Raw genomic sequence first — 5,499 nt, 5'->3', positions numbered from 1 at the left:
CCCACCGCGCCGCGAACACCCCGGAGCTGCCCGATGCGCCTGTACGCCGACCGTCCTGATCACCGCACCCGGCAGCTGGCCGCCGACCTGGGGCTGGTGGCCTGGGCGGTGCTGTGGGTGCTGGTCGCCCGGGCGGTGCACCGTGCGGTGCTGGTGCTGGCCGAGCCGGGCCTGGCGGTGGCAGACCTCGGCCGGTCGATCTCGGACTCGATGGGGACGGCGGCCGGCGTCGCCGACGAGATGCCCCTGGTCGGCGACGAGCTCGCGGCCCCCTTCGGCGCGCTCAGCGAGGCCGGGGGCTCGGTGACCGGCGCCGGGCAGGACGCCTCGGACGCCGTGCACACCCTGGCCACCGTGCTCGCCGTCGTGCTGGTGCTGCTGCCGGTGGGCTGGCTGCTGCTGCGCTGGCTGCCCTGGCGGCTGGGCTGGCTGCACGAGGCCCGGGCGACCGACCGGCTGCTGGGCGGGGTCCCGGACCTCGAGCTGCTGGCCGCCCGGGCGATGGCGACCGCCCCGCTCCCGCGGCTGGCCCGCCTGCCGGCCGGCACCGGGGCCGGCTGGCGGGCGGGCGACCCGGCCGCGCTGCACGCGCTGGCCGGGCTGCAGCTCGAGCGACTCGGTCTCCGGTCGCCCGCCCGCCCCTCAGCCGGTGGAGGTCAGCTGAGGGAGTAGCCGCAGGCCGCGACCGCGGCGGCGCAGACGTCCTCGTCCTGCTGGCCGGTGCCGCCACTGCCGCCCAGCGCGCCGAGCAGCGTGCCGTCGGAGTACACCGGCACGGCGCCGGTCTGCGGGGTGAACTTGCCGCCGGTCATCGTGGTGATCGCCGAGGCGAAGTTCGGCATCGGCTCCATCTTCGCCTTCTGGGCGGCGCTGGGGGCGCCGTAGGCGGCCGCCGTCCACGCCTTGCCCTGCGCGACGTCGGCGGAGATCCACGGCGCGCCGTCCATCCGGATGAGCGCGACGAGGTGGCCGCTGGGGTCCATCACGGCGAAGGACATCGGGACGCCGAGCGTCGTCGACTCCTCCCGCGCAGCCTGGAGCAGGGACAGGGCCTGGTCATGTGTCAGCACCGGGCCACCATCGCCCGCGGGTGGGTCCGGGGGCAAACCGGACCCACCCGTCACACCGCGTCGAGCGGGCGGAGCTGCGGCGTGGTGGCCCGCACCTGCGCGGCGGCCAGCACCCCGATGACGGCGAGGGAGTTGCGGATCTTCCCGTCGAACACCCACTGGACGGCCTCGGCCAGCGGCACCCGCTCCACCGTCATGTCCAGCTCCTCGTGCTCGACGGTGAAGCCGTCGGGGCGGGCGACGTCGCTGAGCCCCTCGGCCAGGTACAGGACCACGAGCTCGTCGCAGAAGCCGGGCGACGGGTGCTGGGTGGTGAGCAGCGACCAGCGCTCGGCCGACAGCTGCACCTCCTCGGCCAGCTCCCGGCGGGCGGTCTCCACCGGCGGCTCCCCGTCGACGTCGCGCAGACCGGCCGGCACCTCCCACAGGTGCTCCCCGACCGGGTGCCGGTACTGGCGCAGCATCACCACCCGGTCCTGGTCGTCCAGGGCGACGATGCCGACCGCGCCGGGGTGGTGCACGACCTCGCGCCCGCTCTCGTCGCCGCCGGGCATCACCACGGTGTCCTTGCGCAGCGAGATGATCCGGCCGGCGTAGAGCTCCTCGGAGGCGACCACGTCGTAGGAGTGGGGCATCAGATGCCCACCTGCTCGTCCTCGGGCACCGGCAGCCGGGCGGCGTCCTGGTACCCGGCGGCGGCCTGCACGAAGGCGGCGAACAGCGGGTGCGGCCGGGTGGGCCGGCTCTTCAGCTCCGGGTGCGCCTGGGTGCCGACGAAGAACGGGTGGACGTCGATGGGCAGCTCGGCGAACTCGACCAGGGTGCCGTCGGGCGAGGTGCCGGAGAAGACCAGCCCGGCCTCGGTCAGCCGGTCGCGGTAGGCGTTGGCCACCTCGTACCGGTGCCGGTGCCGCTCGGTGATCTCGGTCGCGCCGTAGGCGGCCGCGACGACCGAGCCCTTCTGCAGCGCGGCCGGGTAGCTGCCCAGCCGCATGGTGCCGCCCATGTCGCCCCGGCCGGCCACCACGTCGAGCTGGGTGGCCATGGTGGAGATGACCGGGTCGGGCGTCTCCGGGTCGAACTCGGTGGAGTTGGCGCCCTCGATGCCGGCCAGGTCCCGGGCCACCTCGATGACCATGCACTGCAGACCCAGGCACAGGCCCAGGGTCGGGATGCCGTTGACCCGGGTGTGCTGGATCGCGCCGAGCTTGCCCTCGATGCCGCGCACCCCGAACCCGCCGGGGATGCACACGCCGTCGACGCCGGCCAGCGCCGCAGCCGCGCCCTCGGGGGTCTCGCAGTCGTCGGAGGGCACCCAGCGGATCTGCACCCGCGAGCGGTGCGCGAACCCACCGGCACGCAGCGCCTCGGTGACCGACAGGTAGGCGTCGGGCAGGTCGATGTACTTCCCGACCAGCGCCACGGTGACGGTCTGCTTCGGGTCGTGCACCCGGTCCAGCAGGTCGCCCCACACGGTCCAGTCGACGTCCCGGAAGGGCAGGCCCAGCCGGCGGACGACGTAGGCGTCCAGCCCCTCGCGGTGCAGCACCTTGGGGATGTCGTAGATCGACGGGGCGTCCGGGCAGGAGGTGACCCCCTCGGCGTCCACGTCGCACATCAGGCCGATCTTGCGCTTGATGCCCTCGGAGATCTCCCGGTCCGACCGGCAGACCAGCGCGTCGGGCTGGATGCCGATGCTGCGCAGCTGGGCGACCGAGTGCTGGGTGGGCTTGGTCTTCAGCTCACCGGAGGGGGCGATGTAGGGGATCAGCGAGATGTGCAGGAAGAAGCAGTTGTCCCGGCCGATCTCGTGCCGCACCTGCCGGGCGGCCTCCAGGAAGGGCAGCGACTCGATGTCGCCGACCGTGCCGCCGACCTCGGTGATGACCACGTCGACCCGCTCCGGGCCCTCGGCCACGGCCATGATGCGGGACTTGATCTCGTTGGTGATGTGCGGGATCACCTGCACCGTGTCGCCCAGGTACTCCCCGCGCCGCTCCTTGGCGATCACGTCGGAGTACACCTGGCCGGTGGTCACGTTGGCCCGGCCGGTGAGGTCGGTGTCCAGGAACCGCTCGTAGTGCCCGATGTCCAGGTCGGTCTCGGCGCCGTCCTCGGTGACGAACACCTCGCCGTGCTGGAAGGGGTTCATCGTCCCCGGGTCCACGTTGAGGTACGGGTCCAGCTTCTGCATCGTGACCCGCAGGCCACGGCTGGAGAGCAACGCCCCCAGAGAACTTGCTGTCAGTCCCTTGCCCAGTGACGACACGACGCCGCCGGTGACGAAGACGAACTTCGTCGGCTGGGAGTTGGGGAGAAGAGGTCCGCGGTCACGAGGTTCTGCCAGTCGACCCACGGACGCCCACGTTAACACGGGCTCCCGGGGCCCTCGTCGCCGCTCCCGGCGCCCGGCGCGGGAGCGGCGGGGCGGCCCCGTCGCCGCCCGGTGCACTGGCGACCAGCCACACCAGCAGGGGCACCAGGACGGTGGCGGCGGTCGCCGGGAGGGCGACGCCGCTGTCGTTGACCAGGGCGCCCAGGGTCAGGCTGAGCGCGACCGCCACCAGGCCGGCCCGCAGCACCCGGAGGTCGTCGGCGGGCAGCCCCGCGGCGCGGTGACCCGGGCGGTTGCGCAGCAGCCCGCCGGGGCGCAGCAGCCACACCGCGGCGACCAGCGCGACCAGCAGCATCCAGGCCAGCGGGCTGCCCAGCAGGATGTTGAGGTTGGCCTGGGCCTTCCGGCTCACCACGGTCCAGGCCTCGCCGTCCAGCAGCTGCCCGACGAAGCGGCCCAGGTGGCTGCGCTCGTCGGCCGGGCCGAGCCAGTCGACCACCGCGACGGTGCCGACGGCCAGCACGGCGACGGCGAGGACCGCCACGAGCCGGACCACCGTGACCCGGATGTGGCCCAGCAGCATCCCGAGCACCAGGAACCCGGGGACGGCGGCCAGCACTCCCCCGAAGTCCCGGCCCAGCGACGGTGCGCCGATCACGACCACGGTGGCCACCCCGGCTCCCAGCACCGGCAGCAGCCAGTGCCGGCGGCCGGGTGTCCCCGCCCGGCGGGCCACCGCGGCAGCCGCCGCGGCGGTGAGCAGCAGGGAGCTGACCGCCAGCAGCCCGAAGCTCAGGTTTCCGTACCCGGTGAACCGACCGGCCACGATGGCGTCGTAGCCCAGCAGGCCGTCGAGCTCGAGGTGGGAGCCGGTGAGCACGTCGCCCACCAGGGTCCCCAGGGTGATGACCAGGACGGCGACGGCCGGCCCCAGCCGGGTCCGCCGCCACGGTCCCAGCGCGGCGACCGCGGTGACCGCGAGGGTGCAGCCGAGCACCGAGCCGGCCAGTGCCGGTCGCGGGGCCGAGCTGAGCTCCCAGGGCACCAGGTTGGCCAGGTAGGTCGACACCGGGACGGCGGCGACGGCGAGCGCGGCGACCCGCAGGGCCGCCGTCCGGCGCCGTCCTGGGGTGCGCTGCTGCAGCCAGGTCCGCACCCGCCCGTGGCCCCGGGCCCGGCCGGGGAACCACCCGGTGGCCCAGCCGCCCAGGCCGAGCAGGCCCAGCACGACCAGCGCGCCGTTGAGCAGCACCAGCAGCCAGAAGGTGGTGCCGGTGCTGCGGTAGTGGACGACGGCGCGGGTGTTGATCTGCTCCAGCTCGGCGATCGCGGTCGCCAGGTCGGGCCGGTCGCCGGCCACCCGGAACGGCTGCCCGTTCATCGAGGGGACCCGGTCCAGGCCCAGCGCCTGCAGGATCGTGGGCGCGACGTCGATCAGCTGGACGAAGGGCGCCCGGCCGGTGCTCGCGCTGGTCAGCCAGCCCGGCGCCACCCCCGGCCCGCTGGCCAGCCCCACGTGCAGCTGCGGCCGGCCGCCGTTGACCTCGGAGACCCCCTGCAGCAGGAAGAGCGTGTCCCCGGGCAGCTCGGCCACCGCGTCGCGCAGCCGGCCGACGGTCTGGTCGATGACCGCCAGCGCCGCCTCCCGGCGGGAGGGCTGGGTGCCGGTGTCGGTCTCCTCGATGACCGGGGCGCCGGCGTCGGTCAGCTGGTCCAGCGAGACGACGGTGAGCGGGCACTCCGCCAGCAGCGCGGCGACCTCGGCCGGCTCGGCCGGCAGCTGGTCGCGGACGCTGAACTCGCCGGTCTCCCCCGCCACCGCCAGCGAGCCGGCGCGGCCGACCACCGTGCTGCAGTCCACCGCCTCCCCGAGGGCGCCGGGCTCGGCGCCGAACCGGGCGGTCGCCTCGTCGGCGGCCACCCGTGCGATGGTCTGCTGCGGTTCGGCGAGGCCGACGTCGGCGACCTGCTCCTCCAGCCCGCACCAGGACAGCCGGGTGTCCGCCTGCACCGCGGCCGAGCCGTCGTCGGCGCCGTTCGCGACCGCGTCGTCCTCCGGGAGCGGGACGCTCGGCACCGGCACCGGGGGGACCG

Annotated in this window: 5 protein-coding genes; 1 reads left to right on the top strand and 4 read right to left on the bottom strand. The window is 74.8% G+C overall.

The features are described from left to right. On the top strand, positions 1 to 672 hold a 672-nt coding region (locus G5C62_RS25330), incomplete at its 5' end, for a hypothetical protein (protein WP_241176129.1). On the opposite strand, the gene G5C62_RS25325 is transcribed toward G5C62_RS25330, so the two are convergent. The 4 genes from G5C62_RS25325 to G5C62_RS25310 all read right to left on the bottom strand — a co-directional run. Next, on the bottom strand, positions 657 to 1,070 hold the full coding sequence (locus tag G5C62_RS25325; RefSeq protein ID WP_036339730.1) for a heme-binding protein: 414 nt from the start codon (positions 1,068 to 1,070) through the stop codon (positions 657 to 659). The two genes, G5C62_RS25330 and G5C62_RS25325, sit on opposite strands and share 16 nt — an antisense overlap. A 50-nt stretch (positions 1,071 to 1,120) precedes the next feature. Further along, on the bottom strand, positions 1,121 to 1,705 hold the full coding sequence (locus tag G5C62_RS25320; protein WP_164703187.1) for an NUDIX hydrolase: 585 nt from the start codon (positions 1,703 to 1,705) through the stop codon (positions 1,121 to 1,123). Then, positions 1,705 to 3,417 carry a CTP synthase gene (locus G5C62_RS25315; RefSeq protein ID WP_164703189.1) on the bottom strand — a complete coding sequence of 571 codons (1,713 nt, stop codon included), beginning with the start codon at positions 3,415 to 3,417 and terminating at the stop codon, positions 1,705 to 1,707. Before G5C62_RS25315 ends, G5C62_RS25320 begins: the two co-directional genes overlap by 1 nt. After that, on the bottom strand, positions 3,401 to 5,499 hold a 2,099-nt coding region (locus tag G5C62_RS25310), incomplete at its 5' end, for a hypothetical protein (protein WP_206330860.1). The genes G5C62_RS25315 and G5C62_RS25310, both read right to left, overlap by 17 nt.

It is taken from the genome of Modestobacter sp. KNN46-3 (assembly GCF_011039295.1).
Note: the sequence above shows the minus strand (reverse complement) of the source record. Positions and strands in the feature narration are given on the sequence as shown.

Bases quoted from the DNA above. Each gene is read 5' to 3' on its own strand.
- G5C62_RS25320 (WP_164703187.1), bottom strand. From the start codon at position 1,705: ATGCCCCACTCCTACGACGTGGTCGCCTCCGAGGAGCTCTACGCCGGC.